25 protein-coding genes are annotated in these 25,590 nt (G+C 72.4%); 18 read left to right on the forward strand and 7 right to left on the reverse strand.

Annotated features, from left to right (window positions below; translation table 11 throughout):
• Window positions 1–45 precede the first annotated feature (45 nt).
• From ACWD11_RS28030 to ACWD11_RS28040, 3 genes are read left to right on the forward strand one after another with little or no spacing between them, the layout of a single operon-like run.
• Window positions 46–1,536, forward strand: coding sequence for an IucA/IucC family protein (locus ACWD11_RS28030; RefSeq protein ID WP_451286298.1), 1,491 nt, complete (start codon window positions 46–48; stop codon window positions 1,534–1,536).
• 10 nt (window positions 1,537–1,546) lie between these two features.
• Window positions 1,547–2,452: a HipA family kinase gene (locus tag ACWD11_RS28035; protein WP_451286300.1), complete on the forward strand. Its 906-nt coding sequence runs from the start codon at window positions 1,547–1,549 to the stop codon at window positions 2,450–2,452.
• Complete coding sequence (locus ACWD11_RS28040; protein WP_389420548.1) at window positions 2,449–2,730, forward strand: SelT/SelW/SelH family protein; 282 nt, start codon at window positions 2,449–2,451, stop codon at window positions 2,728–2,730. Before ACWD11_RS28035 ends, ACWD11_RS28040 begins: the two co-directional genes overlap by 4 nt.
• Before the next feature lies 1 nt (window position 2,731).
• Here ACWD11_RS28040 and aceB read toward each other — a convergent pair whose 3' ends face one another.
• On the reverse strand, window positions 2,732–4,354 hold the full coding sequence (gene aceB / locus ACWD11_RS28045) for a malate synthase A (protein ID WP_451286302.1): 1,623 nt from the start codon (window positions 4,352–4,354) through the stop codon (window positions 2,732–2,734).
• Window positions 4,355–4,538: 184 nt separating this feature from the next.
• Window positions 4,539–5,150 (reverse strand): nucleotidyltransferase family protein, encoded by a 612-nt coding sequence (locus ACWD11_RS28050; protein ID WP_389420550.1) that lies wholly within the window; start codon window positions 5,148–5,150, stop codon window positions 4,539–4,541.
• Between the two features lie 189 nt (window positions 5,151–5,339).
• Here ACWD11_RS28050 and ACWD11_RS28055 point away from each other — a divergent pair, with 189 nt between their 5' ends.
• On the forward strand, window positions 5,340–5,693 hold the full coding sequence (locus ACWD11_RS28055) for a DUF5955 family protein (protein WP_389420551.1): 354 nt from the start codon (window positions 5,340–5,342) through the stop codon (window positions 5,691–5,693).
• Here the strand turns inward: ACWD11_RS28055 and ACWD11_RS28060 are convergent.
• Window positions 5,690–6,364 carry a DUF6304 family protein gene (locus ACWD11_RS28060; protein ID WP_451286305.1) on the reverse strand — a complete coding sequence of 225 codons (675 nt, stop codon included), beginning with the start codon at window positions 6,362–6,364 and terminating at the stop codon, window positions 5,690–5,692. The two genes, ACWD11_RS28055 and ACWD11_RS28060, sit on opposite strands and share 4 nt — an antisense overlap.
• Window positions 6,361–7,155: an IclR family transcriptional regulator gene (locus tag ACWD11_RS28065; RefSeq protein ID WP_389420553.1), complete on the reverse strand. Its 795-nt coding sequence runs from the start codon at window positions 7,153–7,155 to the stop codon at window positions 6,361–6,363. The genes ACWD11_RS28060 and ACWD11_RS28065 overlap by 4 nt, the downstream gene beginning before the upstream one ends.
• A 272-nt stretch (window positions 7,156–7,427) precedes the next feature.
• Between ACWD11_RS28065 and allB the strand changes: the two genes are divergently transcribed.
• Window positions 7,428–8,765, forward strand: a complete 1,338-nt coding sequence (gene allB / locus ACWD11_RS28070; protein ID WP_451286307.1) for an allantoinase AllB — start codon at window positions 7,428–7,430, stop codon at window positions 8,763–8,765.
• Window positions 8,766–8,803: 38 nt separating this feature from the next.
• Window positions 8,804–9,919, forward strand: coding sequence for an allantoicase (alc, locus tag ACWD11_RS28075; RefSeq protein ID WP_451286309.1), 1,116 nt, complete (start codon window positions 8,804–8,806; stop codon window positions 9,917–9,919).
• A gap of 69 nt (window positions 9,920–9,988) precedes the next feature.
• On the opposite strand, the gene ACWD11_RS28080 is transcribed toward alc, so the two are convergent.
• A complete protein-coding gene (locus tag ACWD11_RS28080) occupies window positions 9,989–10,735 on the reverse strand; it encodes an SDR family oxidoreductase (protein ID WP_451286311.1) in 747 nt (248 codons plus the stop codon).
• Between the two features lie 153 nt (window positions 10,736–10,888).
• On the opposite strand from ACWD11_RS28080, the gene ACWD11_RS28085 reads away from it, so the two are divergent.
• Window positions 10,889–11,515 (forward strand): dihydrofolate reductase family protein, encoded by a 627-nt coding sequence (locus tag ACWD11_RS28085; RefSeq protein ID WP_451286313.1) that lies wholly within the window; start codon window positions 10,889–10,891, stop codon window positions 11,513–11,515.
• Between the two features lie 118 nt (window positions 11,516–11,633).
• Window positions 11,634–12,020, forward strand: a complete 387-nt coding sequence (locus tag ACWD11_RS28090) for a ribonuclease domain-containing protein (protein WP_389420558.1) — start codon at window positions 11,634–11,636, stop codon at window positions 12,018–12,020.
• Here the strand turns inward: ACWD11_RS28090 and ACWD11_RS28095 are convergent, their stop codons facing one another.
• Window positions 12,021–12,221 (reverse strand): hypothetical protein, encoded by a 201-nt coding sequence (locus ACWD11_RS28095; protein WP_389420559.1) that lies wholly within the window; start codon window positions 12,219–12,221, stop codon window positions 12,021–12,023. It abuts the gene before it with no gap.
• Window positions 12,222–12,412: 191 nt separating this feature from the next.
• Between ACWD11_RS28095 and ACWD11_RS28100 the strand changes: the two genes are divergently transcribed.
• From ACWD11_RS28100 to ACWD11_RS28110, 3 genes are all read left to right on the forward strand, one after another.
• Window positions 12,413–13,648, forward strand: a complete 1,236-nt coding sequence (locus ACWD11_RS28100; protein ID WP_389420560.1) for a sensor histidine kinase — start codon at window positions 12,413–12,415, stop codon at window positions 13,646–13,648.
• 193 nt (window positions 13,649–13,841) lie between these two features.
• The gene (locus tag ACWD11_RS28105; RefSeq protein WP_389420561.1) at window positions 13,842–14,522 is read left to right on the forward strand and encodes a response regulator transcription factor; all 681 of its coding nucleotides are present in this window, start codon (window positions 13,842–13,844) and stop codon (window positions 14,520–14,522) included.
• A gap of 56 nt (window positions 14,523–14,578) precedes the next feature.
• On the forward strand, window positions 14,579–15,757 hold the full coding sequence (locus ACWD11_RS28110; protein WP_451286316.1) for a cytochrome P450 family protein: 1,179 nt from the start codon (window positions 14,579–14,581) through the stop codon (window positions 15,755–15,757).
• 58 nt (window positions 15,758–15,815) lie between these two features.
• Here ACWD11_RS28110 and ACWD11_RS28115 read toward each other — a convergent pair whose 3' ends face one another.
• Window positions 15,816–16,838 carry a Gfo/Idh/MocA family protein gene (locus ACWD11_RS28115; protein ID WP_451286318.1) on the reverse strand — a complete coding sequence of 341 codons (1,023 nt, stop codon included), beginning with the start codon at window positions 16,836–16,838 and terminating at the stop codon, window positions 15,816–15,818.
• A gap of 117 nt (window positions 16,839–16,955) precedes the next feature.
• Between ACWD11_RS28115 and ACWD11_RS28120 the strand changes: the two genes are divergently transcribed.
• The 7 genes from ACWD11_RS28120 (at window position 16,956) to ACWD11_RS28150 (ending at window position 25,469) form a co-directional block, all read left to right on the forward strand.
• The gene (locus ACWD11_RS28120; protein WP_389420601.1) at window positions 16,956–17,705 is read left to right on the forward strand and encodes a GntR family transcriptional regulator; all 750 of its coding nucleotides are present in this window, start codon (window positions 16,956–16,958) and stop codon (window positions 17,703–17,705) included.
• Between the two features lie 171 nt (window positions 17,706–17,876).
• Window positions 17,877–18,881 carry a sugar ABC transporter substrate-binding protein gene (locus ACWD11_RS28125; RefSeq protein ID WP_451286320.1) on the forward strand — a complete coding sequence of 335 codons (1,005 nt, stop codon included), beginning with the start codon at window positions 17,877–17,879 and terminating at the stop codon, window positions 18,879–18,881.
• On the forward strand, window positions 18,878–19,909 hold the full coding sequence (locus ACWD11_RS28130; protein ID WP_451286322.1) for an ABC transporter permease: 1,032 nt from the start codon (window positions 18,878–18,880) through the stop codon (window positions 19,907–19,909). Before ACWD11_RS28125 ends, ACWD11_RS28130 begins: the two co-directional genes overlap by 4 nt.
• A complete protein-coding gene (locus tag ACWD11_RS28135; protein ID WP_451286324.1) occupies window positions 19,906–20,676 on the forward strand; it encodes an ATP-binding cassette domain-containing protein in 771 nt (256 codons plus the stop codon). Before ACWD11_RS28130 ends, ACWD11_RS28135 begins: the two co-directional genes overlap by 4 nt.
• Window positions 20,677–20,792: 116 nt before the next feature.
• Window positions 20,793–21,941: an ROK family glucokinase gene (locus ACWD11_RS28140; RefSeq protein ID WP_389420567.1), complete on the forward strand. Its 1,149-nt coding sequence runs from the start codon at window positions 20,793–20,795 to the stop codon at window positions 21,939–21,941.
• Complete coding sequence (locus ACWD11_RS28145; RefSeq protein ID WP_451286326.1) at window positions 21,938–22,531, forward strand: sugar kinase; 594 nt, start codon at window positions 21,938–21,940, stop codon at window positions 22,529–22,531. Before ACWD11_RS28140 ends, ACWD11_RS28145 begins: the two co-directional genes overlap by 4 nt.
• Window positions 22,532–22,634: 103 nt before the next feature.
• A complete protein-coding gene (locus ACWD11_RS28150) occupies window positions 22,635–25,469 on the forward strand; it encodes an SNF2-related protein (protein WP_451286328.1) in 2,835 nt (944 codons plus the stop codon).
• Window positions 25,470–25,590 lie beyond the last annotated feature (121 nt).

Consider the following 25,590-nt stretch of genomic DNA (forward strand, 5'->3'; position numbering starts at 1 on the left):
ACAGCGATACTGATCTTCTCCGCCCGAACGGACCGCAGAGAACGAGTGAACCGCGTGGACCTCATGCCCCCGCCCGCCGACGCCGACGCAGCGACCCGCGCGGACGCCGTCGCGGCGGCCCCCCTGCTCAACTGCCTGCTGCGGGAGGTGGCACAACCGGCCGGGCCCCAGGTGTACCGGCTGCCCAGCGGCCGCCTGCTGCGGGTGCGCGGCGAGCGCCGCCCGGCCGACCCGGAGGTCCGCGCCGACGGCCGCTGGCTCCGCGTCGGCCACCCTGAGCTGGTGAAACTCGTCGCGGAGGAACTGCGCCGTCACACCGGCCGGGACAACCACGAGCTGCCCGCCGAGATGGCCGACAGCCGGGACGTGGTCGCCGCGCTGCTCACCGCGCGGGACCGGACGGCCCCGCCCGCCGACCCGTATCTGCGCTCCGAACAGTCCCTGATCACCGGCCACCCGCACCACCCGGCCCCGAAGGCGCGCGGCGGCGGACCGGTGGCGGGCTGGCTGCCGTACGCGCCCGAGGCGTACGCCCGCTTTCCGCTGGTGCTGCTCGGGGTGCGCGAGGACAGGGTCGTCGAGGAGGGCGACACCGCCGTCCTGGACGCCCTCGGCGCGGCGCCCCCCGGCTACCGGCTGCTGCCCGCCCACCCCTGGCAGCTCGACCTGGTCGACCTCGGCGGAGCCTTCGCCGACGGCCTGCTGATCCGCCTCGGCACGACCGGCTTCCCGGCGTGGCCGACGGCCGCCGTCCGCACGGTGTACGTCCCCGAGCGCGATCTCTTCCTGAAGTTCAGCCTCGACGTCCGCATCACCAACGACATCCGCCGGCTCTGGCGCCACGACCTGCGGAAACTGCGCAGGACCGACTCGGCCGTGGTGCGGGCGTTCACCACCGGCCCCGGCGCCTGGCTCAGCGACCGCGGCTACCGTACGGCCGACTTCGCCTTCGAGGAGCTGGCCGTCCTCGTCCGCGACGGGTTCCGCCCGCACCTGCGTCCCGGCGCGACCCCGCTCCTCGCGGCGGGCCTCGTGGAGGGTTTCCCGGGCAGCCCGCTCGACACCACGCGGGACCCGGCGCTCTGGTGGGACGCCTACCTGGCCGCGGTCGTACCGCCCGCCCTGAGGGCCTTCGCCGACCACGGCGTCGTCCTGGAGGCGCACCTGCAGAACACGCTGGTCGCCGTCGACGCCGGGGGCACCCCGGTGCAGGCGCTGTACCGGGACGCCGAGGGCGTGAAGCTGCCGGCCGACGCGGACCGGGCCGCCGGGTGGGAGCGGCTGGTGTACTGCCTGGTGGTCAACCACCTGTGGGAGGTGGCCGCTGCCCTCGCCGAACGCCACCGGGGCCTCGACCCCTGGCCCGCCGTGCGCCGGGTCCTCGCCGCCCACGACCTGCCCGAGATCCCCGCCCTGCTCAGCGCGCCCACCCTCCCGGGCAAGACCAACCTGCTGCTGCGCTGGACCGGAGCCGACGGCGCCGACGCCCGCTACCGCCCCCTGCCCAACCCGCTGGCCGCGACCGGCCTCGCTTAGGCTGGCCGGTGTGCTGCATGAAGTGACAGGTGTGCGATACGTGAGACCGCTGCGGTCCGGCGGCTCCGTGCCCGGCGTCGTCGAGGCCGACGACCTGGGCACCTACGTGGTGAAGTTCACCGGCTCCGCGCAGGGCCGCAAGGCGCTGGTCGCCGAGGTGATCGTGGGCGAGCTGGCCCGCGCGCTGGGGCTGCGCTTCCCCGAGCTGGTCCTCGTGCACTTCGACCCCGCGATCGCGGACGGGGAGCCCCACCAGGAGGTGCGGGAGCTGCACGGCGCCAGCGCGGGGATCAATCTCGGGATGGACTTCCTGCCCGGCGCGAAGGACTTCACGCCGGAGCTGGCCCGGCACTTCCCGGTCGATCCGCTGGAGGCGGGCCGGATCGTCTGGCTGGACGCCCTCACCGTCAACGTCGACCGCACCGTGCACAGCTCCAACCTGATGGTGTGGCCCACCCTCGGCACCGTGCCCCCGCGGCTGTGGCTGATCGACCACGGCGCGGCGCTGGTCTTCCACCACCGCTGGGACACCTCCGACCCGGCGAAGGCGTACGACTTCCGCCATCACGCCCTCGGCCACTACGGCCCCGACGTCCGCGCCGCCGACGCCGAACTCGCGCCCCGGGTCACCGAGGAGCTGCTGCGGTCGATCACGGCCGAGGTACCGGACGCCTGGCTCACCGACCACGCCTCGCCGGACGAGGCCCGCGACGCCTACGCCAGCTACCTGCACGCGCGCGTGCGGGGCTCTACGGCATGGCTGCCCACGGACTTCCCCACCCGGGAGGAGCTCGCCGCCGAGGAGGCCAAGCGGGCGGCGAGGACACGGCAAGGACGCCCCGCGTGGCTCAAGCAGGTCCCCGACCTGCACGGCAAGCCCGCGGCCGAACAGGATTGGTCGGTGCACCTCGGATGAGTGGCCGTGTGGAGATCGAGTACTGCACCCAGTGCCGCTGGCTGCCGCGCGCGGCGTGGCTGGCGCAGGAACTGCTCATCACCTTCGAGGCGGAGCTGTCCGAACTGGCACTGAAGCCCGGCAAGGGCGGAGTGTTCGTGGTCCGCGTGGACGACGAGGTGGTCTGGGACCGCCGCGAGCAGGGCTTCCCGGAGCCCACGGCCGTGAAGCGGGCCGTACGCGACCGAGTGGCCCCGGGAAAGTCCCTGGGCCACTCGGACAAGGCCGCGCCGCAGTAGCTCAGCCGTCGAGCTGCTCGTACGCCGGCAGGGTCAGGAAGTCGGCGTAGTCGGCGTCGAGGGAGACCTGGAGCAGCAGGTCGTGGGCCTGCTGCCAGTGCCCGGCCGCGAAGGCCTCCTCGCCGATCTCCTGGCGGATGTTCGACAGCTCCTCGGCGGCGACCTTGCGGGCCAGCTCGGGCGTGGCCTTCTCGCCGTTCTCGAACTCGACGCCCGCGTTGATCCACTGCCAGATCTGGGAGCGGGAGATCTCGGCGGTGGCCGCGTCCTCCATGAGGTTGAAGATGGCGACCGCGCCGAGCCCGCGCAGCCAGGCCTCGATGTAACGGATGCCCACCTGAACGGCGTTGACCAGGCCGTCGTACGTCGGCCTGGCGTCCAGGGAGTCGACGGCGATCAGGTCGGCCGCCTCGACGCGGACGTCCTCGCGCAGGCGGTCCTTCTGGTTCGGCCGGTCGCCGAGGACCGCGTCGAAGGAGGCCATGGCGATCGGCACCAGGTCGGGGTGGGCCACCCAGGAGCCGTCGAAGCCGTCGTTCGCCTCGCGGTCCTTGTCCGCCTTCACCTTCTCGAAGGCGACCTTGTTGACCTCCTCGTCCCGGCGGGACGGGATGAAGGCCGCCATGCCGCCGATCGCGTGCGCGCCGCGCTTGTGGCAGGTGCGGACGAGGAGTTCGGTGTAGGCCCGCATGAACGGCGCCGTCATCGTCACCGCGTTGCGGTCCGGCAGGACGAACCTGGCGCCGCCGTCCCGGAAGTTCTTGACGATGGAGAACAGGTAGTCCCAGCGGCCGGCGTTCAGCCCCGAGGCGTGGTCGCGCAGTTCGTAGAGGATCTCCTCCATCTCGTACGCGGCCGTGATCGTCTCGATCAGGACGGTCGCGCGGACGGTGCCCTGCGGGATGCCGACGTAGTCCTGCGCGAAGACGAACACGTCGTTCCAGAGGCGGGCCTCCAGATGCGACTCGGTCTTCGGGAGGTAGAAGTACGGCCCCTTGCCGAGGTCGAGCAGGCGCTGGGCGTTGTGGAAGAAGTACAGGCCGAAGTCGACGAAGGCGCCGGGCACCGGCTGCCCGTCGATCTGCAGGTGACGCTCGTTCAGGTGCCAGCCACGCGGCCGCATGACCACGGTGGCGAGCTCCGCCTCGGGCTTCAGGGCGTACGACTTGCCCGACCTCGGGTCGGTGAAGTCGATGCTGCGGGTGTAGGCGTCGATCAGGTTGAGCTGGCCGAGGACCACGTTCTCCCAGGTCGGAGCCGAGGCGTCCTCGAAGTCGGCGAGCCAGACCCGGGCGCCCGAGTTCAGGGCGTTGATGGTCATCTTGCGGTCGGTGGGGCCGGTGATCTCCACGCGCCGGTCGTTCAGGGCGGCGGGGGCCGGGGCCACCTTCCAGGAGTCGTCCGCGCGCACGGCGGCGGTCTCCGGGAGGAAGTCGAGGGTGGAGGTGCGGGCGATCTCGGCGCGGCGCTCGGCACGGCGGGCGAGGAGTTCATCACGCCGGGGCGTGAACCGGCGGTGCAGCTCGGCCACGAAGGCGAGGGCCGCGTCGGTGAGGACCTCCTCCTGCCGGGGCAGGGGCTCGGCGTCGACGATGGCCAGCGGGGACGGCGCTGGTGCGGACATGAGCTGTCACTTCCTTCAGCGGTGGCACCGGGTGCCAAGCGGCACGCCTGGGTCGACGAGCGCCCGCTGTGCGGTCGGACGCTTCTGAACAGTGGATAGTAGTTTCCTCATTGTGGAACTTCAATGGTTTGTTGATGTCGAGATTCTCTGAGTCGACAGAAGGTGTCGCTCAGTGCCACCTCGCTCACTCAAGGTCTCTCTCAAGGTGGACCAGGTCGGCCTCGGTGTCGATGTCGTACGGCTGCGCCACGTCCCCGCACTCCACCAGCCTCACCGCGTCCGCGTGCTCCCCGAGGTAACCGCGCGCCCCCTGATCCCCGGTCGCGGCCCGGACGATCCCCGCCCAGTGCGCGGCGCCGAACAGCACCGGATGCCCGCGTACGCCCGCGTAGGCGGCCGAGACCAGCGACGACTCCCCGTCGTAGGCGGCGAGCACCCGGGCCGCCGCCCGGCTGCCGATGCCGGGCTGGTCGACGAGCGAGACGAGTGCGGCCCGTGCACCCGTTCCGGTGAGCGAGGCGAGGCCCGCCCGCAGCGAGGACCCCATGCCCCGCTCCCACTCGGGGTTGTCCACCAGCACACAGCCGCCGAGCTCCGCGCGCTCCCGTACGGCGTCGGCACCGGCCCCGAGGACCACATGGACACGGGTGCAGCCGGCCGCGCGCAACACCCCGACCGCGTGCTCGACGAGCGGGCGCCCGCGGCGGAGGAGCAGGGCCTTGGGCCGCCCGCCGAGCCGGCGCCCCCCGCCCGCGGCGAGGACCAGACCGGCGACCTGCTGTTCGTTCTGCTTCATTCCTCCTGCATACCTGACGGCACGAGGGCGGCACGGTTTCCGGGGGCTGAATTTCGGTCCGCGCGGTGGCGCACGGCGCACCGGTGGCGTTTACTGGCCCGCGTCCCACGGGCCCCGGCCGACACACCGGGGCCGGCCCGGCGGGATCAGGACGTGGACGCGCACAACGGCGTGCGCGGGGGGAGAACTGTGTTGCGGAGCGTGGGGCAGAGGCAGAGGCCGGTGACCGGCAGCGACGAGGATCCGAGAGTGGCGGAACTGCGGACCGCGGTGTCCCGGCTGCGCCGCCAACTCGCCGTGCTCCCGGCCGAGTTCCCGGACCGGGGGATCGCGGAGGACGAACTCGCCGCGCTGGCCGCGATGACGGCCGGCGGCGCGCCCGAGATCCCGCGGCTGCAGCGGTCGTTACTGCTGATCGCCGGGGCCATCGGGTCGGTGAGCGCGCTCTCACGGGGGCTGACGGACGTACGGAACGCGGTGGACCTCTTCGGTCGGCAGCGGCACCAGGGCCCACGCCGGGACGATCCCACCGGCAGACCCTAGTCCCAGCCGCGGAACGGGAACGGCCCCCGGTAGCCCCGGTCCGACGTGCGGTGCTCGAACTGCTCGCAGAGCCAGGTCTCCTGGACGAACTCGGTGTGCAGCGGCCAGATCGTGAGGATGCCGTGGGGGCCCTTCTTGCCGTCGCACCGCCGGTAGACGTCCTTGGCGCCGCGGAAACAGGCCAGCCCGCTCATCATGCCGTGGCCCACCGGGTGGTAGTCGGACCAGGCGCAGGAGATGCACGCCTTGAGGCGGGCCTGCCGGGGAAGGGCGGCCCCGATCTCGTGCAGCGCGTCCTCGAAGTCGGGGTGCGTGGCACGGTATTCGCGCCCGTCCAGGCGCAGGGTGACGGTCAGGTCCTCCCTCTCCACGGGATACCCGAGCCGCAACGCGCAGTGCACCGTCGCGATCCGCTCACCCTGCCCCTCGGCCTCCACCGGCACGGTCAGCCCCCACTCCAGCAGACAGGACCACAGGTCGCCGTCCCGGAAGGTGAACATCGGCTCGGGCGGCTCCCCGCTCAGCGCGCCGAGCGAGTCCATGGTCCCGCCCTCGAAGCGGACACCCCTGATCGTCGTGCGGATCAGCTCGCGGCCGTCCGTCTCGAAGACGATGTCCTGCGCGCCGTGCCGGTCGGTGTACCGGCCCGGCAGGCGCAGTAAGCCGGTCACGCGGGAGCCTGGGTGGCCAGCGCCTCGGAGAGCTCCTGGGCGATCTGCTGGAGCACGGGCACGATCCGGTCGGTGGCGGCCTCGGTGACGCGCCCCGCCGGACCGGAGATGGAGATCGCGGCGGCGGTGGGGGAGTCGGGCACGGACACCGCGAGGCACCGCACCCCCATCTCCTGCTCGTTGTCGTCGACCGCGTACCCGAGGCGGCGTACGTCCGCCAGCGCCGCGAGGAAGCCGTCCGCCGTGGTGATCGTCTTCTCCGTGGCGGCCGGCATGCCGGTGCGGGAGAGCAGGGCGCGCACCTCGGCGTCCGGGGTGCTCGCCAGCAGGGCCTTGCCGACGCCCGTGGAGTGCGGCAGCACCCGCCGGCCGACCTCGGTGAACATCCGCATCGAGTGCTTGGACGGCACCTGGGCGACGTAGACGATCTCGTCCCCGTCCAGCAGCGCCATGTTGGCGGTCTCGCCGGTCTCCTCGACCAGCCGGGCGAGATAGGGGCGGGCCCAGGTGCCGAGCAGCCGGGCGGCGGACTCGCCGAGGCGGATCAGGCGCGGGCCGAGGGCGTACCGCCGGTTGGGCTGCTGGCGGACGTAACCGCAGGCCACCAGGGTGCGCATCAGCCGGTGGATGGTGGGCAGGGGCAGTCCGCTGCTCGCGGAGAGCTCGCTCAGGCCCACCTCGCCGCCGGCGTCCGCCATCCGCTCCAGCAGGTCGAAGGCGCGCTCGAGTGACTGGACGCCACCGCTGGCGGACTTGGCGGAGTCGGTGGTGCTGGCGCTGGACGTCGGCACGGCACGTTCCTTTCGAGGCTGGCGGGAAGGGCAGAAGCGTACCCGGCAGGCGGTTGACTCCCCGCTTGTGCGTAGCTACGTTCTGCTTGGTGGAATTCTAATTCCGCTTTGTGGAAACGTCCAGAGTGGCCGTGCGGGATGCCCCAGGAGGCAGTCTGCCCTTGACGGCGCCGGAGCGGGAGTGAAGACTCCTTCAACAGAACGTTGAATTCCGTAGCGTGGAAGTGCATCCCGTTGCCGGAAGCAGACGACGGCAGAGAGAGGGGTCCCGGGTGTCCGACGTAGAACTGGTGCTGCGCTCGACGCGCGTCATCACCCCGGAGGGGACGCGGGCCGCATCGGTCGCCGTGTCCGCCGGGAAGATCACGGCCGTACTGCCGTACGACGCGCCCGTCGGGGACGCCCGGGTGGAGGACCTCGGCGACGACGTCCTGCTGCCCGGCCTGGTCGACACCCACGTGCACGTCAACGACCCCGGCCGCACCGAGTGGGAGGGCTTCTGGACCGCCACCCGCGCGGCGGCGGCCGGCGGCATCACCACCCTCGTCGACATGCCGCTCAACTCCCTCCCGCCGACCACGACGGTGGAGAACCTGCGGGTGAAGCAGCGGGTCGCCGCCGACAAGGCGCACATCGACGTCGGCTTCTGGGGCGGCGCGCTGCCCGACAACGTCAAGGACCTGCGCCCGCTGCACGAGGCGGGGGTGTTCGGCTTCAAGGCGTTCCTCTCCCCGTCCGGCGTGGACGAGTTCCCGCACCTGGACCAGGAGCAACTCGCCCAGTCCCTGGCCGAGATCGCCTCCTTCGGCGGCCTGCTGATCGTGCACGCGGAGGACCCGCACCACCTCGAGGCGGCACCGCAGCACGGCGGACCCAAGTACGCCGACTTCCTGGCCTCGCGCCCGCGCGACGCGGAGGACACGGCGATCGCCCAGCTGATCGCGCAGGCGCGGCGGCTGGACGCCCGGGTGCACGTCCTGCATCTGTCGTCCTCGGACGCGCTCCCGCTGATCGCCGAGGCGAAGGCGGCGGGGGTACGGCTGACGGTGGAGACCTGCCCGCACTACCTGACCCTGACGGCCGAGGAAGTCCCGGACGGCGCGAGCGAGTTCAAGTGCTGCCCGCCGATCCGCGAGTCCGCCAACCAGGACCTGCTCTGGCAGGCGCTGGCGGACGGCACGATCGACTGCGTGGTCACGGACCACTCGCCGTCCACGGCCGACCTGAAGACGGACGACTTCGCCACCGCGTGGGGCGGTATCTCCGGCCTCCAGCTGAGCCTCGCGGCCGTGTGGACGGAGGCCCGCAAGCGCGGGCACGGCCTGGAGGACGTGGTGCGCTGGATGTCCTCCCGCACGGCGGAACTCGTCGGCCTGGACGGGCGCAAGGGCGCCATCGAGGCCGGCCGTGACGCCGACTTCGCGGTCCTCGCACCGGACGAGACCTTCACCGTGGACCCGGCGGCCCTCCAGCACCGCAACCGGGTGACGGCCTACGCGGGCAAGACCCTGTACGGAGTGGTCAAGTCGACCTGGCTGCGCGGCGAACGCGTGGTCCTCGACGGCGAGTTCACGGAGCCGAGGGGACACCTGCTCAACCGCACCCCCTGACCGCCCTGCCCAGCCCCGACACCCGAAAGGCACTTGAAGTGACGGCGATTGTGAGTTTCACCGGCGACGCGAACCCGTACGGAGGCGGTGACCCGTACGCGGACTACCGCACCGCGGACTTCCCCTTCACCCAGTACGCCAACCTCGCCGACCGGCAGCTCGGGGCCGGTGTCATCGCCGCCAACGACGAGTTCTTCGCGCAGCGGGAGAACCTGCTGCTGCCCGAGCGGGCCGAGTTCGACCCCGAGCACTTCGGGCACAAGGGCAAGATCATGGACGGCTGGGAGACGCGGCGCCGGCGGGGCGTGTCGGCGCGGCACCCGTGGCCGGCCGAGCAGGACCACGACTGGGCGCTGGTGCGCCTGGGAGCGCCGGGGGTCATCCGCGGCATCGTGGTCGACACGGCCCACTTCCGGGGGAACTACCCGCAGGCGGTGTCGGTCGAGGGCACGTCGGTCGTGGGCTCCCCCTCGCCGGAGGAACTGCTCGGCGACGACGTGAAGTGGACGACGCTGGTGGCGCGTACCCCGGTGGGGGGCCACGCGGCGAACGGCTTCGCCGTCTCCGCCGAACAGCGCTTCACCCACCTGCGGGTCAACCAGCACCCCGACGGCGGCATCGCACGGCTGCGGGTGTACGGCGAGGTCGTCCCGGATCCGGCGTGGCTGTCGGCGCTGGGCGCCTTCGACGTGGTCGCGCTGGAGAACGGCGGCCAGGTCGAGGACGCGTCGAACCTCTTCTACTCGCCGGCCACGAACACGATCCAGCCGGGCCGGTCCCGGAAGATGGACGACGGCTGGGAGACACGGCGGCGCCGGGACCAGGGCAACGACTGGATCCGGTACCGGCTGGTGGCCCAGTCCCGGATCCGGGCGATCGAGATCGACACGGCGTACCTCAAGGGCAACAGCGCCGGGTGGGCGTCGGTGTCGGTGCGGGACGGCGAGTCCGGTGACTGGCACGAGGTCCTTCCCCGGACCCGCCTCCAGCCCGACACGAACCACCGCTTCCTCCTCGCGGCCCCCGCGGTGGGCACCCACGCGCGCGTGGACATCTACCCGGACGGCGGAATCTCCCGCCTGCGCCTGTTCGGCTCCCTGACGGACGAAGGGGCGGCGGGCCTGACGGCACGCCACCAGGAGCTGGGCGGCTGAACCGTGCGGCCCTGGAACGGGGAATCGCAGGCCGGCAGGCGGCGGGGGCGGCCACCCCCGCCGCCGCGGTCACGCCGCGTGGCCGCCGTCCACGGAGAACTCCGCGCCGGTCACATAGGACGCCCCCGCCAGATGCACCACCGTGGACGCGACCTCCTCCACGGTGCCGAAGCGGCCCAGAGCCGTGAGGGCCGCCTGGTCGGGCCCGTACGGACCGTCCGCCGGGTTCATGTCCGTGTCGATCGGGCCCGGGTGCACGATGTTCGCCGTGATGCCCCGCGCCCCCAGCTCCCGCGCCAGCGCCTTCGTGAGCCCGATCAGCGCCGACTTGCTCATCGTGTAGAGGGTCCCCCCGGGGCCGGGCACCCGCTGCGCCATGCACGAGCCGATCGTGATGATCCGCCCGCCCTCCGGCATCAGCGCGGCAGCCGCCTGCGAGGCCAGGAACACCCCCCGCACGTTCACCGCCAGCACCCGGTCCACGTCCTCCGTCGACAGGGTCGCCAGCGGCCCGATCACCCCCACGCCCGCGTTGTTCACCAGCACATCCAGCCCGCCCAGCGCCGACGCCGTACGCGCCACGGCCTCCGCCGCCTCCCCGGCGTCCGCGGAGTCCGCGCGCAGCGCCACCCCGCGCCGCCCGAGCGCCTCCACGGCCCGGACCACGTCCGAGGCCGCCTCCTTGCCGTTCACATAGGTCACGGCCACGTCCGCGCCCGCCCGGGCCAGCCGCACCGCCGTCGCCGCACCGATGCCCCGGCTGCCGCCGGTCACCAGGGCGACCTTGCCGTCAAGAGTTCCGCTGTCAGAAGTCATGGGTCCATCCCAGCGGCCCGCCCGCCCCGGCGCTGGCGGCGTACGGACAGGGAGATCACCGGCACTCCTCGCCCGCCGGACCGATGAGTTGCGGGGGCCCGCGGGGTCTGCCCTGATGACAGCAGATCCCGCACCAGGAAGCAGGTACCCGCCATGGGCAAGCTCGTCTCCACGGTCTTCGTCACCCTCGACGGCGTCTACCAGGCCCCTGGCGGCCCCCAGGAGGACACCCGCGACGGCTTCGGTCAGGGCGGCTGGAGTTTCCCCTACGCCGACGAGGACTTCGGACGGTTCATCAGCGACGTCTTCGACCGCGCCGGCGCCTTCCTCCTCGGCCGCCGTACGTACGACATCTTCAGCGGGTACTGGCCCAAGGTGACCGACCCCGCCGACCCGGTCGCCTCGCGGCTGAACACCCTGCCCAAGTACGTCGCTTCCGCCACCCTCACCGACCCGGACTGGGACGGCACCACCGTGATCAGCGGCGACCTCGCCACGGAGGTCACCGCCCTGAAGGAGCGCACCGACGGCGAACTGCAGATCCACGGCAGCGGCGCCCTCGTCCACTCCCTGCTCGGCCTGGGCGTCCTCGACACCCTGCACCTGCTGACCTTCCCGGTGGTCCTGGGCGCCGGCCGGCGCCTCTTCCCGGAGCGCACCGCCCCGACCGCCTTCCGCGGCACGGGCGGCCGCGTCACCTCCACGGGCGTCTCCATCCAGACGTACGACGTGGCCGGGAAGCCCGAGTACGGCGCGTTCGAACTCCCCGAGAACGCGTGACGCGGCGGATCGACGCCGGCCCCGGCGGGTCAACTCCCCGCAACCTTCGCGGACTTGCCGTGAAGATCCGCCGGGTGGTCATTGACGTGCCATGATCTACGCGCATCATCATGGGGCCATGAGATTCCCCCCACGGATCACTCGCCTCGGCGCCGCGGCCGCCGTCCTGTCCGCCCTCCTCGTCGGCGGCACCGTCACCGCCACTCCGGCCGCCGCCGCGGTCGGCGACATCTGCTACAGCGCCCTGCCCTCCCAGGCGCACGACACGCTCGACCTGATCGAGCAGGGCGGACCCTTCCCGTACACCCAGGACGGCACCGTCTTCCAGAACCGCGAAGGCATCCTGCCCGGGCAGTCCACCGGGTACTACCACGAGTACACGGTCATCACGCCCGGTGCGTCCACGCGCGGGGCACGCCGGATCGTCACCGGCGAGGAACACCAGGAGGACTACTACACGGCCGACCACTACGCCTCGTTCGACCTGATCGACTACGGCTGCTGATCAGCCGGACCCCCGGTTCTCGGCGACGGCGAAGAGCGCGAACGCCAGCACCAGCAGCGTGATGCTCGCGTAGATCTCGTAGCCGTCGAGCAGGCCGACCCGCTGCACCAGCCCCCAGTCCCAGTCGGTGAACTGGTGCACCAGACCGGCGACGCCCTGGACCAGGGCAAGGAATCCGAGAAGTTCCAGCAACTGCTTCATGGACAGCACCCTCGCCTCGCGGACCCCCCACGGACATCGGCCGCGGGGCGAGAGCGGCCCGACCGAAGTCCCCGCCTCCCGGGCCCCGGCGCGCCGAAAGTCTGACGTGCCGCGACTTTGGTCGACGATCCCGCCGGGGCAGGGGTGCCGGGGCGCGCGGCTGCGTAGATTTGTCGACCGTGAGTGGTGACATGCCAGGGCCCGAGTCGCAGCCCTTCGTCGAGCAGCCCTGGCTGCTGCCCTCGGCCGTGGTGAAGGAACTCGATCCCGATGACGAGCGGGCGGGGCGGCGCCACCGGCGCACCGCGCGGGACTGGGTGGTCGACTTCTCGTGCTTCCTGGTGGCCATCTCCTTCGGCCTGCTCAGCGCCGACGCCATGGAGCAGGAGAAGCTCCCGGAGGCCGTCGCCGCCCTCGACCAGGTGCTGGGCGCGCTCGCCTGCGCGGCCGTCTGGCTGCGCCGCCGCTGGCCCCTCGGGCTCGCCGTGGCGATGATCCCGGTCGCCTTCCTGTCGGCCACCGCGGGCGGCGCGAGCCTGGTGGCGATGTTCACCCTCGCCGTGCACCGCCCCTTCCGGTACGTGGCCTGGGTGAGCGGGGCCGGGCTGGCGGTGACGCCGCTGTTCTACTGGTACCGGCCCGACCCCGAGATCCCGTACGGCTGGACGCTGTTCATCGGTGTCGTGCTGACCGGTGCCGTCGTCGGCTGGGGCATGTTCGTGCGCTCCAAGCGCCAGCTCATGCTCAGTCTGCGGGACCGCGCCCGCCGTGCCGAGACCGAGGCGCGGCTGCGGGCCGAGCAGGCGCAGCGGCTGGCGCGCGAGGCCATCGCCCGGGAGATGCACGACGTCCTCGCCCACCGGCTGACCCTGCTGAGCGTGCACGCGGGCGCGCTGGAGTTCCGGCCGGACGCGCCCCGGGAGGAGATCGTGCGGGCCGCCGGGGTCATCCGGGAGAGCGCCCACGAGGCGCTCCAGGACCTGCGGGAGATCATCGGCGTACTGCGGGCGGGGGAGCGCGACGACACCAGCCGGCCCCAGCCCACCCTCGGCGCGCTGGAGGCGCTGGTCACCGAGTCCCGCGAGGCCGGGATGAAGGTCACCCTCGACCTCCGCGTCACCGACCCCGCCGCCGTCCCCGCCTCCGTGGGCCGCACCGCGTACCGCATCGCCCAGGAGGGCCTGACCAACGCCCGCAAGCATGCCCCCGGCACCGAGGTCACCGTCACGGTCACCGGCGGCCCGGGCGAAGGGCTCGACGTGTGCCTGCGCAATCCGGCGCCGGACGGCGACGTACCGCCGGTGCCGGGCTCCGGGCAGGGACTGATCGGGCTGACCGAACGGGCGACCCTGACCGGGGGCCGCCTGGCCCACGGCCCGACGACGGACGGCGGCTTCGAGGTACGGGCCTGGCTGCCCTGGGGATGACGACCGCCTGGCCGCCCTGGGGGTGACGACCGGGCCCGAGCCGCACCGGCCTCGACGGAGCCGGAGGAACCCGCCCCGCAACGGGCTCCACGCCGCCACCGGGCATCCCGAACACCTCGGCCGGCCGCAGCAGTTCCCGCTCGATGTCACAGCGCGCGCGTCCCGCCCCGGCAATCATGATTACGTAAGCGCCATGACTGCGATCAGACTCCTCCTCGTCGACGACGACCCGCTGGTGCGGGCCGGTCTGTCCCTGATGATGGGCGGCGCGGACGACATCGAGATCGTCGGTGAGGCCGCCGACGGCGCGGAGGTCGGGGACCTCGTCGAGCGCACCCGCCCGGACGTCGTCCTGATGGACATCCGGATGCCCTCGGTGGACGGTCTCACCGCCACGGAGCGGCTGCGCGGCCGGCCCGACGCCCCGCAGGTGGTCCTGCTCACCACCTTCCACGCCGACGAGCACGTCCTGCGTGCCCTGCGCGCGGGCGCCGCCGGATTCGTCCTGAAGGACACCCCGCCCGCGGAGATCGTCGAGGCGGTACGGCGGGTCGCCGCGGGTGATCCGGTCCTGTCGCCCACGGTGACACGGCAGTTGATGGAGCACGCGGCGGGCGCCGCCGCCGATACTCGCCGCACCCGCGCGCGGGCCCGGATCGCCGCACTGAACGACCGCGAGTGCGAGGTCGCCGTCGCGGTGGGCCGCGGCCTGTCCAACGCGGAGATCGCCGGCGCCCTGTTCCTGAGCGTCGCCACGGTCAAGACCCATGTCTCCCGCATCCTGACCAAGCTCGACCTCAACAACCGGGTCCAGATTGCCCTGCTCGCCCATGACGCGGGGCTCCTCGAAGAACCCGACGAGGCGGGGCACTAGGCGCGGGCCCCGTCCGTTGTGAGGGTGTCGGGGGAAGGGTCCGAGGGGGAGCGGTCATGAGCGGTGTCATCGATCTGGGGGAGTTCGGCGAGGAGTTCCGCCGCAATCCGCATCCGGCGTACGCGAGCCTGCGGGCCATGGGGCCCGTGCACCGCGTCCGGCCGCCGGAGTGGGAGTCCGCGACCTGGCTCGTCGTCGGCCACGAGGAGGCCCGCGCGGCGCTGGCCGACCCGCGCCTGTCCAAGGACGCCTCCAAGATCGGCATGTCGTCCCTGGACGAGGAGATGATCGGCAAGAACCTCCTGGTCTGCGACCCGCCCCAGCACACCAGGCTGCGCGGCCTGATCTCCCGCGCCTTCACCATGCGCCGGGTGGAGGAACTGCGCCCGCGCGTCCAGCGGATCACCGACGACCTCCTCGACGCGATGCTGCCGCACGGCCGGGCCGACCTGGTGGAGTCCTTCGCGCATCCCCTCCCGCTCACCGTCATCTGCGAACTGCTCGGCGTGCCCGAGATGGACCGCGCGGAGTTCCGCAAGATGTCCACGGAGGCGGTCGCGCCCAGCAGTCCGGGCAGCGAGTACGACGCCTTCGTCGGCCTCGCCGCCTACTTCACCGACCTGATCGAGGACAAGCGGGCCGCGGGCCCGGGCGGCGACCTGCTCAGCGACCTGATCCGCACCACCGCGGAGGACGGCGACCGGCTCTCCCCGGACGAACTGCGCGGCATGGCCTTCATCCTGCTGATCGCCGGCCACGAGACCACGGTCAACCTCATCAGCAGCGGCGTCCACGCCCTGCTCACCCATCCCGACCAACTCGCCGCCCTGCGGGCCGACATGACCCTCCTCGACGGCGCGGTCGAGGAGATGCTGCGCTACGAGGGCCCGGTGGAGAACGCCACCTTCCGGTACGCCGCCGAGCCGCTGGAGATAGGGGGCGCCCGGATCGAGGCGGGCGACCCGGTGATGATCTGCCTCACCGCGGCGGACCGGGACGCGGGCCGCTACCCCGACCCGGACCGCTTCGACATCCGCCGCGACACCCGCGGCCATATCGCCTTCGGCCACGGCCTCCACTTCTGCCTGGGCGCCCCCCTGGCCCGCCTGGAAGCGCGCACGGCGATCCGCACACTCCTGGACCGCACCCCCCACCTCACCCTCGACGGCCCACCCGGCGAATGGCTCCCAGGCATGCTGATCCGAGGCATGCGCACCCTGCCGGTGCGCTGGTAGACACGGGGCGGGCTCCGGAGGCGTGCGCCGCCGGACGCCGGACCCCGGTTGTCCGCCTTCAGACCGCCGACGTCTCGTGCCCGCCCGGCAGTTCGGCCGGGCGGACCGGACGGTGCTCGTGTCTGGACAGTTCGCAGGCCTCGGCGATCCGCAGGGCCTGCAAGGCCTCGCGGCCGTCGCAGGGGTTGGCCCGCTCACCCCGGACCACCTCGACGAACGCCGCCAGCTCGGCCTCGTAGGCGGGTCCGAAGCGTTCCAGGAAGCCGGGCCAGGGCTTGTCGGCGGCCGGGGGTCCGCTCGGTTCCGTGGACGCGATCGGCGTGCGGTCGTCCAGGCCGACGACGACCGTGTCCCGCTCCCCGGCCAGCTCCATGCGCACGTCGTAGCCCGCGCCGTTCATCCGGGTCGCCGTGGCCGTCGCGAGCGTGCCGTCGTCCAGCGTGAGCACCACCGCCGCGGTGTCGACGTCACCCGCCTCACGGAACATCGCGGGCCCGGCGTCGGACCCGGCCGCGTACACTTCGGTCACCTCGCGCCCGGTCACCCAGCGCAGCGCGTCGAAGTCATGGATCAGCGTGTCCCGGTACAGCCCGCCGGACCCCGGCAGATACGCGGCCGGCGGCGGCGCCTGGTCGCTGGTGAGCGCCCGTACGGTGTGCAGCCGTCCCAGCCGCCCGGCGCGCACCGCTTCCCGGGCGCCCAGATACCCCGCGTCGAAGCGGCGCTGGAACCCCATCTGCAGGATCGTTCCGGCGGTCTCCACCTCGGCGATCGCCTGAAGCGTGCCGGGCAGGTCCAGCGCGATGGGCTTCTCGCAGAACACCGGAAGCCCCGACCGCGCCGCCCGCCCGATCAGCTCGGCGTGCGCCGGGGTGGCCGTCGTGATGACCACCGCGTCCACACCCCACCGGAAGATCTCGTCCACCCCCGGCGCCGCCGTCTCGCCCAGCCGCAGGGCCAGCTCCGCCGCCCGCGCCGGATCGGCGTCCGTGAGGATCAGGGATCCGACCTCCCGGTGCCGGCTCAGGGTGTTCGCGTGGATCGTCCCGATCCGGCCGGTACCGATGACTCCGATGCGCATGGGACCAAAGTGCGGTCGTACCGGCCACCCTGTCAATCTGAATGTCCGGACAATCGAACTACACGACTTCCCGTCAACCGGCCATGGAGCTACGCTCGGCCCGTGCCGAAACCAGAAGTGGACCCGACCTCGCCGCTCGCCCTCCGTGTGGACCGCAGCAGCCCGGTGCCGCTGTACTTCCAGCTGTCCCAGCAGCTGGAGGCGGCGATCGAGCACGGGGCGCTCACTCCCGGCAGCCTGCTGGGCAACGAGATCGAGCTGGCCGCACGCCTCGGCCTCTCCCGGCCCACCGTCCGCCAGGCCATCCAGTCGCTCGTCGACAAGGGCCTGCTGGTCCGCCGCCGCGGCGTCGGCACCCAGGTCGTGCACAGCCAGGTCAAGCGCCCCCTGGAACTCAGCAGCCTCTTCGACGACCTGGAGGCCGCCGGCCAGCGCCCGGCCACGAAGGTGCTGGTCAACACCGTCGTCCCGGCCTCCGCCGAAGTGGCCGCCGCGCTCGGCGTCCCCGAGGGCGGCGACGTGCACCGGGTGGAGCGGCTGCGCCTCGCGCACGGCGAGCCGATGGCGTACCTGTGCAACCACCTGCCCGGCGGACTGCTCGACCTGGACACCGCGCAGCTGGAGGCCACCGGCCTGTACCGGCTGATGCGCAGCGCCGGGATCACCCTGCACAGCGCCCGCCAGTCCATCGGCGCCCGCTCCGCGACCGCCGCCGAGGCCGAACGGCTCACCGAGCACGAGGGCGCCCCGCTGCTCACCATGCAGCGCACCACCTTCGACGACACCGGCCGCGCCGTCGAGTTCGGCGACCACATCTACCGCCCGAGCCGCTACGCCTTCGAGTTCCAGCTCCTCGTACGCCCGTGAAGGTCCTTCTCCCCGGCCGTTCGTTCGTCTCAATGTCCGGACAAGGCAACCGACTCGCGGTCCCCCGGTCACCGGGCGCATGACCCCTGTGTTTGATACTGAGACGTTTGGGGCCGGTGATGTCACTGGCCCCTTGCGTACGTCAGCACACAGCAAGAAGGGCACGGCCTCGTGGCACGGTTGAGGACCTGGGCAGGATTCGCGCTGGCGGGGGCACTGTGCGTGTCCCTCGCCGGATGCAGCAGCACCGGCGGCAAGCGCGCCGAGGACGCCCGCAAGGCCGCGGCGGCCCAGGGGAAGGCGGCGGTGAACACCCCCCGCTGGACCTTCGCGATGATCACCCACTCGGGCGATGGCGACACCTTCTGGGACATCGTCCAGAGCGGCGCCGAGCAGGCGGCCGTCAAGGACAACATCAACTTCCTGTACTCGCACGACGACGAGGGCCAGCAGCAGGCGCAGCTCGTCGACGCCGCCGTCGACAAGCAGGTCGACGGGATCATCGTCACCCTCGCCAAGCCCGACGCCATGAAGGCCGCCGTGGCCCGCGCCCGCAAGGCCGGCATCCCGGTGATCACGGTGAACTCCGGCTCGGAGCAGTCCAAGGCGTTCGGCGCGCTCACCCACATCGGACAGGACGAGACCATCGCCGGCGAGGCCGTCGGCGAGGAGCTGAACGAGCGCGGCCGCAAGAAGGCCCTCTGCGTGCTGCACGAGCAGGGCAACGTCGGTCACGAACAGCGCTGCGACGGGGTGAAGAAGACCTTCGACGGCACCGTCCAGGACCTGTACGTCAACGGCACGAGCATGCCGGACGTGCAGTCCGCCATCGAGGCCAAGCTCCAGGCCGACGGCTCCATCGACGCGGTCGTCACGCTCGGCGCCCCGTACGCCGACACCGCCGTCAAGGCCAAACAGGGCGCCGGCAGCGACGCCGAGATCGACACCTTCGACCTCAACGCCAAGGTGGCGGCCTCGCTCAGGGACGGCACCCTCGGCTTCGCCGTCGACCAGCAGCCGTACCTCCAGGGCTACGAGGCCGTCGACCTGCTGTGGCTGTACAAGTACAACGACGACGTCCTCGGCGGCGGCAGGCCCGTGCTCACCGGCCCGCAGATCATCACCCAGGACCAGGCCGCGGCGCTGGAGGAGTACACGAAGCGGGGCACCCGATGAGCGCCGCGACCGTCGACGAACGGCTCGTCGAGACCTCACCGCTGCGCAAGCTCCTCGGCCGCCCCGAACTCGGCTCGGTCGTCGGCGCCCTCGCCGTCTTCGTCTTCTTCGCGCTCGCCGCCGACGGCTTCCTGCGCGCCGCCAGCCTCAGCACGGTCCTGTACGCGTCCTCCACCATCGGCATCATGGCGGTCCCCGTCGCCCTGCTGATGATCGGCGGCGAGTTCGACCTGTCGGCGGGCGTGCTGGTGACGTCCTCGGCCCTGGTGTCGTCGATGTTCAGCTACCAGATGACGGCCAACACCTGGGTCGGCGTCGGAGTGTCCCTGCTGGTCACCCTGGCCATCGGCGCCTTCAACGGCATCATGCTCACCCGCACGAAACTGCCGAGCTTCATCATCACGCTCGGCACCTTCCTGATGCTGACCGGCATGAACCTCGGCTTCACCAAGCTGATCGACGGCACCGTCTCCACCAAGTCGATCGCCGACATGGAGGGCTTCCCGAGCGCGCGCGACGTCTTCGCCTCGACGCTGACCATCGGCGGCGTCGACGTCAAGGTGACGATCCTGTGGTGGTTCGGCCTGGTCGCCGTCGCCTCCTGGATCCTGCTGCGCACCCGCGCCGGCAACTGGATCTTCGCGGTCGGCGGCAACCAGGACGCGGCCCGAGCGGTCGGCGTCCCCGTCGCCAGGACCAAGATCGGCCTCTACATGGGCGTCGCGTTCGGCGCCTGGATCCTGGGCCAGCACCTGCTCTTCTCCTACGACGTCGTCCAGTCCGGCGAGGGCGTCGGCAACGAGCTGATCTACATCATCGCGGCCGTCATCGGCGGCTGTCTGATCACCGGCGGCTACGGCAGCGCGGTCGGCTCCGCGGTCGGCGCGTTCATCTTCGGCATGACCAGCAAGGGCATCGTCTACGCCGAGTGGAACCCCGACTGGTTCAAGTTCTTCCTCGGAGCGATGCTGCTCCTCGCGACCCTGCTCAACGCCTGGGTCCGCAAGCGCGCGGAGGCCACCAAGTGACACTCGTCGAGCTGGCCGACGTCAGCAAGCACTACGGCAACATCCGCGCCCTGGAAGGCGTCTCCCTGGAGGTCCACGCGGGCGAGATCACCTGCGTCCTGGGCGACAACGGCGCGGGCAAGTCCACCCTCATCAAGATCATCGCGGGGCTGCACCAGCACGACGGCGGCGTCCTGCGCCTCGACGGCGAAGAGGCGAAGCTGTCCTCCCCGCGCGAAGCCCTGGACCGCGGCATCGCCACCGTCTACCAGGACCTGGCCGTCGTACCGCTGATGCCGGTGTGGCGGAACTTCTTCCTCGGCTCCGAGCCCCGCAAGGGCGTCGGCCCCTTCAAGCGCCTGGACGTCGACCACATGCGCCGCGCCACCTACACGGAGCTGCGGAACATGGGCATCGACCTCCGCGATGTCGACCAGCCCATCGGCACCCTCTCCGGCGGCGAACGCCAGTGCGTGGCCATCGCGCGGGCCGTGCACTTCGGAGCGAAGGTCCTGGTGCTGGACGAACCGACGGCGGCGCTCGGCGTGAAGCAGTCCGGCGTGGTCCTGAAGCTCGTGGCGGCGGCGCGGGACGAGGGCCTGGGGGTTGTGTTCATCACACACAATCCGCACCACGCCTATATGGTCGGCGACCGCTTCGTGCTGCTGAAGAGGGGCACGATGGTGGGCAACCACAAGCGGCATGAGATCACCCTGGACGAGCTGACCAGGCAGATGGCAGGCGGCAACGACCTCGATGATCTACGCCGGGAGCTGAAACGTACCTAGGGGCGCGGGGAACTGCGCGACGAGCCACATACGACCTGCAGACGGCGTACCGCAGAAACCACCCCATTGTTTCCCTCTACGGCACCCCTACCCGCGGTGAGGCAGAATCGGGCCCGATGAGCACCTACGGCACCTTCAACGCCCCCATCGGCTCCCGCCGCGCCACGGCTCTGCGCACAGTCGGCACAAGGGAGCGCCGGTCACACCTGACCGCCCCCCGAGTGCCCACCGTGGGCATCGACATCGGCGGCACCAAGGTGATGGCCGGCGTCGTCGACGCCGACGGCAACATCCTGGAGAAGCTCCGCGCGGAGACCCCGGACAAGTCCAAGAGCCCCAAGGTCGTCGAGGACACCATCGTCGAACTGGTGCTGGACCTGTCCGACCGGCACGACGTGCACGCCGTCGGCATCGGCGCGGCCGGCTGGGTGGACGCCGACCGCAACCGCATCCTGTTCGCCCCGCACCTGTCCTGGCGCAACGAACCGCTCAGGGACCGCATCGCCGAACGGCTCGCCGTGCCCGTCCTGGTCGACAACGACGCCAACACCGCCGCCTGGGCCGAGTGGCGCTTCGGCGCGGGCCGCGGCGAGACCCACCTGGTGATGATCACGCTGGGCACCGGCATCGGCGGCGCGATCCTGGAGGACGGGCAGGTCAAGCGCGGCAAGTTCGGCGTGGCCGGCGAGTTCGGCCATATGCAGGTCGTGCCCGGCGGCCACCGCTGCCCGTGCGGCAACCGCGGCTGCTGGGAGCAGTACAGCTCGGGCAACGCCCTGGTGCGCGAGGCCCGTGAGCTGGCCGCGGCCGACTCCCCGGTGGCGTACGGGCTCATCGAGCACGTCAAGGGCAGCGTCCCCGACATCACCGGGCCGGTCATCACCGAGCTGGCCCGGGACGGCGACGCCATGTGCATCGAGCTGCTCCAGGACATCGGCCAGTGGCTCGGCGTCGGCATCGCCAACCTCGCGGCGGCCCTCGACCCGTCCTGCTTCGTCATCGGCGGCGGTGTCTCGGCCGCCGACGACCTGCTCATCGTTCCCGCGCGGGACGCCTTCAAGCGCCATCTGACCGGCCGCGGCTACCGCCCCGAGGCCCGTATCGCGCGCGCCCAGCTCGGCCCCGAGGCCGGCATGGTCGGCGCCGCGGACCTCGCCCGCCTGGTCGCCCGCCGCTTCCGGCGCGCCAACCGGCGCCGGGTGGAGCGCCATGAGCGCTACGAGCGGTACGTGTCCTCCCGCCGCGCGCCGCAGGGGCCCGCGTGACCCCTGAACTGCCGCACCAGGCCGAACCGGCGGACGAGCCGTCGCGGCCCGCCGAGGACCGGCGCCACATGATCCGCCGCCGGGCGCTCACCCTGCTCATCATCGTCCTGCTCATCGGCGTCCCCGCCGGCTACCTGGTGATCTCCGCCGATCAGAGCCGGGACAGCGGCAAGGACAAGGAGGCCAAGTACGCGGCGCGGGGACTCACCGAGGGCTGGCCGTCCAAGGTCCAGCGCCGCCTCTACCAGGTGCCGGTCCCGCACCCCGCGAACCAGGTCGCGTACTACGAGACCAACAACTGGCGCACCAGCCGGCTCTACGTCCAGTTCCAGACCACGCACGCCGGCCTGGACGCCTTCCTGGCCGAGCTCGGGCTGCACCGCAACGACCTCCAGCGGGGCGACATCACCATCGGCACCCGGGACCAGAAGGTCACCGGCTGGAAGTTCGCCGGCGAGGGCTCCCGGCCCGGCGCGTACTTCGGGATCGTCCGCGAGCAGAAGAACCCGGCCCCCACCCAGGACATCGTGGTCAACACGGGCAACCCGACCTTCCCCATGGTCTACGTCGTCTCCCGCACGGTTCCCTAGCCGTCCGGCCCCGCCCGGACCGGGCGGCGGGGCCGATTGTCAGACCCCGCCCGTAGAGTCGAAGACGACTGATCCGACTCAGGGACGGGAGGTGACAGGGCGTATGAACGACACGGCGACAGCGGCCGACCGCACCGGCGATCTCCGTACGGCGGACTTCGTGCCCGTGCGCCTCGCCGCCGTCTTCCTGCCCGCGCCCCTGCCGCGCGAGGGCCGGATCGCCTTCTGGGACCCCGAGGACGCCCCCCTGCCCCTGGGCCCCGGGCCCACCGAGCTGACAGTGGTACGGCGGCACGGCGCCGGGGTCCGCCGCAGGCCCGCCCCCGCCCTGACCCTCCCCCTGGACGCCGCGCTGCCCCTCCTCGTCCGCGCCCGCCGCGACCCCGCGGCTCACCCCGCCACCGCCGCCTGGGGCGCCGCCGCCCAGCACGCCCTACGGCTCACCGCGCGCGGCCGGCTCCTCCCCGGACTGACCCCCACAGGCCACGACGCCTGGCGGGCCGGCCCCCTCGGCCCGGACGACATCGCGCACCTGCGGGCCATCGCCGCCGCCCTGCCCCCCGAAGGACACGCGGTGCCGCTGCCCGGCCCGGGACCGCTCCGGCTGCCCGAGCCGGAAGCCCTGATGCGCTCCTTCCTCGACGCGGTCGCCGACACCCTGCCCCGCACCCCGGCCGCCCCCCACGCCTGCGGGAAGCCCTTCGCGGACCGCCGGCCGCAGCGCCTGCCCGACGCCCACGACTGGGCGGCCGAGGTCGCCGCCGGGATGGACGCGGGCGTCCGCATCTCGCTGCGCCTGGACCTGGCGGCCCACCAGCTGTTCGACAGCGAGGAGGGCGTGCGCCACGCTGGCGCGGCGATCGTCCAGGTGCACAGCCTCGCCGACCCCACCCTGGTCGCCGACGCGGCGGCGCTGTGGGCGGGCGAGGCGGATACGGCCTTCGGTCCCCGCGCGCGGGTCGACGCCGCCCTCGCGGTGCGCCGCGCGGCCCGCGTCTGGCCGCCGCTGGACCGGCTCACCGAGCAGGACGTACCCGACGTACTGGCGTTGTCGGACGAGGAGTTGGGCGATCTGCTGGGGGTGGCGGCGACCCGGCTCGCGGCGGCGGGCGTCGGGGTGCACTGGCCCCGCGACCTCGCCCAGGACCTCACCGCCGCCGCGGTGGTACGGCCCGCCCCGGGCTCGGCGACCGACGGCACCGGCTTCTTCGAGAGCGAGGACCTGCTCCAGTTCCGCTGGCAGCTGGCGCTCGGCGGGGAGCCGCTCAGCGAGGCCGAGATGGACGCGCTCGCCGAGGCGCACCGCCCGGTCGTCCGGCTGCGCGACCACTGGGTGCTGGTGGACCCCGCCCTGGTCCGCAAGGCCCGCAAGCGCGAACTGGGCCTCCTCGACCCCGTCGACGCGCTGTCCGTCGCCCTCACCGGCACCGCGGAGGTCGACGGCGAGTCGGTGGAGGCGGTGCCGGTCGGCGCCCTCGCCGCCCTGCGCGACCGCCTCACGGCGGGCGTCCGCCCCGCCGCGCCACCGCCCGGCCTGGCCGCCACCCTGCGCGACTACCAGCTCCGCGGCCTGGCCTGGCTGGACCTCATGACCTCCCTGGGCCTCGGCGGCTGCCTCGCCGACGACATGGGCCTCGGCAAGACCGTCACCCTCATCGCGCTGCATCTGAAGCGGGCCCGCAGCGAACCGACCCTGGTGATCTGCCCGGCCTCCCTGCTCGGCAACTGGCAGCGCGAGATCACCCGCTTCGCGCCCGGCGTCCCCGTGCGCCGCTTCCACGGCCCCGACCGCACCCTGGACGACCTGACCGGCGGCTTCGTCCTCACGACGTACGGCACCATGCGGTCCGCGGCGCCGGTCCTCGCCCAGCAGGACTGGGGCATGGTCGTCGCGGACGAGGCCCAGCACGTGAAGAACCCCTACTCGGCGACGGCCAAGGCCCTGCGCACCATTCCGACCCCGGCGCGGGTGGCGCTGACCGGCACCCCGGTGGAGAACAACCTCTCCGAGCTGTGGGCCCTGCTGGACTGGACGACCCCGGGGCTCCTCGGCCCCTTGAAGTCCTTCCGGGCCCGGCACGCGCGTGCGGTGGAGAACGGCGAGGACCAGGAGGCGGTGGAGCGGCTGGCGCGGCTCGTGCGGCCCTTCCTCCTGCGCCGCAAGAAGTCCGACCCCGGGATCGTCCCGGAGCTGCCGCCCAAGACCGAGACCGACCACCCGGTGCCGCTCACCCGTGAACAGGCCGCGCTGTACGAGGCGGTGGTGCGGGAGTCGATGCTCGCCATCGAGACCGCGGAGGGCATGGCGCGCCGGGGTCTGGTCCTGAAGCTGCTGTCGGCGCTGAAGCAGATCTGCGACCACCCCGCGCTGTACCTGAAGGAGCCCGCCGCGGGCGAGTCCCTGGCGGCCCGCTCCGGCAAGCTGGCGCTGCTCGACGAACTGCTGGACACCCTGCTGTCGGAGGACGGCTCGGCACTGGTCTTCACGCAGTACGTGGGGATGGCCCGGCTGATCACCTCCCACCTCGCCTCCCGCGCGGTCCCCGTGGACCTCCTCCACGGCGGCACACCGATCCCCGAGCGCGAACGCATGGTGGACCGCTTCCAGGCGGGCGAGACTCCGGTCCTGGTGCTCTCCCTGAAGGCGGCCGGGACCGGCCTGAACCTCACCCGGGCCGGTCATGTCATCCACTTCGACCGCTGGTGGAACCCGGCCGTGGAGGAACAGGCCACCGACCGCGCCTACCGCATCGGCCAGACCCAGCCCGTCCAGGTCCACCGCCTCATCACCGAGGGCACGATCGAGGACCGCATCGCGGAGATGCTGGAGTCCAAGCGGGCTCTGGCCGACGCGATCCTCGGCTCCGGCGAAGCCGCCCTCACCGAACTGACGGCCCGCGAACTCTCCGACCTGGTCTCCCTGCGGAGGACCTCATGACCCCCCGCCCGTCGGACGAGGCCCGCAGGGCGCTCAGGGCTGCGCGGGAGGGGGAGCGGCAGGGGAGGGACGGGGGTGTTCTCGGCGCGGGTGCGGGGGAGGGCGGGGGCCCTGAGGTTGA

The organism is Streptomyces sp. NPDC002776, assembly GCF_053592195.1.

Bases quoted from the DNA above. Each gene is read 5' to 3' on its own strand.
- ACWD11_RS28040 (WP_389420548.1), top strand. From the start codon at position 2,449: ATGAGTGGCCGTGTGGAGATCGAGTACTGCACCCAGTGCCGCTGGCTG.
- aceB (WP_451286302.1), bottom strand. From the start codon at position 4,354: ATGTCCGCACCAGCGCCGTCCCCGCTGGCCATCGTCGACGCCGAGCCC.
- ACWD11_RS28050 (WP_389420550.1), bottom strand. From the start codon at position 5,150: ATGAAGCAGAACGAACAGCAGGTCGCCGGTCTGGTCCTCGCCGCGGGC.
- ACWD11_RS28080 (WP_451286311.1), bottom strand. From the start codon at position 10,735: ATGACTTCTGACAGCGGAACTCTTGACGGCAAGGTCGCCCTGGTGACC.
- ACWD11_RS28085 (WP_451286313.1), top strand. From the start codon at position 10,889: ATGGGCAAGCTCGTCTCCACGGTCTTCGTCACCCTCGACGGCGTCTAC.
- ACWD11_RS28090 (WP_389420558.1), top strand. From the start codon at position 11,634: ATGAGATTCCCCCCACGGATCACTCGCCTCGGCGCCGCGGCCGCCGTC.
- ACWD11_RS28095 (WP_389420559.1), bottom strand. From the start codon at position 12,221: ATGAAGCAGTTGCTGGAACTTCTCGGATTCCTTGCCCTGGTCCAGGGC.
- ACWD11_RS28100 (WP_389420560.1), top strand. From the start codon at position 12,413: ATGCCAGGGCCCGAGTCGCAGCCCTTCGTCGAGCAGCCCTGGCTGCTG.
- ACWD11_RS28105 (WP_389420561.1), top strand. From the start codon at position 13,842: ATGACTGCGATCAGACTCCTCCTCGTCGACGACGACCCGCTGGTGCGG.
- ACWD11_RS28110 (WP_451286316.1), top strand. From the start codon at position 14,579: ATGAGCGGTGTCATCGATCTGGGGGAGTTCGGCGAGGAGTTCCGCCGC.
- ACWD11_RS28115 (WP_451286318.1), bottom strand. From the start codon at position 16,838: ATGCGCATCGGAGTCATCGGTACCGGCCGGATCGGGACGATCCACGCG.
- ACWD11_RS28130 (WP_451286322.1), top strand. From the start codon at position 18,878: ATGAGCGCCGCGACCGTCGACGAACGGCTCGTCGAGACCTCACCGCTG.
- ACWD11_RS28140 (WP_389420567.1), top strand. From the start codon at position 20,793: ATGAGCACCTACGGCACCTTCAACGCCCCCATCGGCTCCCGCCGCGCC.
- ACWD11_RS28150 (WP_451286328.1), top strand. From the start codon at position 22,635: ATGAACGACACGGCGACAGCGGCCGACCGCACCGGCGATCTCCGTACG.